Below are 1,345 nucleotides of genomic sequence, written 5' to 3' on the forward strand. Positions count from 1 at the left end.
CGATGGTTATTGTAGTAATCTATGTACATGTCTATCTCTTCAGACAGCTGTTCCACACTCTCAAAGCGTTGTAAATAATACAGTTCAGCTTTCAGATGGCCAAAGAAGTTTTCCATTACCGCATTATCCAGGCAGTTACCCTTGCGAGACATGCTCTGTTCTATCCCATTTTCCTGCAACTGATGCTGATAAGCCGCCATCTGATAGTGCCAACCTTGGTCACTGTGCAGCAACGGCTTTTCTTCCGTTTTTAGCGTACTGAGCGCCTTATCCAGCATCGTTTTTACCAGACTGAACACAGGTTTACGGGACATCTCATAGGCAATGATTTCACCGTTAAACAAGTCGAGTACCGGCGATAAATACAGCTTCTTATCCGCCACCCGGAACTCCGTGATATCGGTCACCCACTTTTGGTTAGGCTCCAGAGCGGTAAAATCGCGCTGCAAGGTATTCGGGGCCACTTTACCGACATGTCCCTTGTACGAACGGTATTTTTTACGGCGAACGGGCGATTTCAATTGCAGCTCAACCATCAGTTTTTGCACGGTTTTATGATTTAGCACAGCCCCCATCTTTCGAAGAACACTGGTCACCCGGCGATAGCCGTAACGGCCTTTATGCTCGTTAAAAACAGCCATTATTTGCTGCTTGGTTTCACCATACTTATCCGGTGCTTGATGGCTTTTACAACAATAGTAATACGTACTGCGCGGCAGTTTTCCGGCCCACAGCAAAACCTCCAAACGGTGTTCTGACCTCAATGCTCTGATTATTTTTGCCCTTTTCGACGAGTCTGGGCTTCCTTCTGTTGCATCAAGGCTCTCAACTTTTTTATGTAATCATTCTGCGCACGTAAAAACTCGATTTCCTCCCGCATCTCTTCGGGGGTCAACTCATCAGGCGATTTATCGGCATGGGGGGTTTTGGGATGCTGACGCATTTGGCGACTACGCTTATTCAGGTTGAGGGCTTCAGCCCCATTCTCCCGATAGAGTTTAATCCAGCGTTCCACAGTAAGGTAAGAAGGAATATTGAATTTAGCGGCGACTGTCGCTAAAGAGAGCGGATTTGAAAGCGCGAATTCGACAACAGAGAGCCTGAAGTCAGGTGTGTAATGTTGCTTGCGTCCTAACCGCAGCCCCTGTTCCCCATGATGCTGATAAGCGGCAATCCATCTGCGTAGTTGGACATGAGCAATGGAAAACTTCTTAGCGGTCTGTTTTTGACCGCCGAGTCCGGCAAGATAGTACCGGACAACGTCAAGTTTGAACTGAAGTGAATACTTCATCAGAACTGTACCTCCAAATGTCAGATGTTTGTCCAACATTTGGGGTTCAGTTCA

The 1,345-nt window shown here is 47.1% G+C and carries 2 protein-coding genes; both read right to left on the bottom strand.

What is annotated here, in order from left to right:
• Positions 1 to 764: IS3 family transposase (locus ACMV5H_RS25500; protein WP_414822799.1), on the bottom strand; the 764-nt coding region annotated here is incomplete at its 3' end.
• A gap of 8 nt (positions 765 to 772) precedes the next feature.
• On the bottom strand, positions 773 to 1,291 hold the full coding sequence (locus ACMV5H_RS25505; RefSeq protein ID WP_325984338.1) for a transposase: 519 nt from the start codon (positions 1,289 to 1,291) through the stop codon (positions 773 to 775).
• Positions 1,292 to 1,345 lie beyond the last annotated feature (54 nt).

It is taken from the genome of Serratia sp. N21D137 (genome assembly GCF_047530005.1).
Classification (GTDB): domain Bacteria; phylum Pseudomonadota; class Gammaproteobacteria; order Enterobacterales; family Enterobacteriaceae; genus Chania; species Chania fonticola_B.

Excerpts from the sequence above, each read along its gene's own strand:
- ACMV5H_RS25505 (WP_325984338.1), bottom strand. The coding sequence starts at position 1,291 with ATGAAGTATTCACTTCAGTTCAAACTTGACGTTGTCCGGTACTATCTT.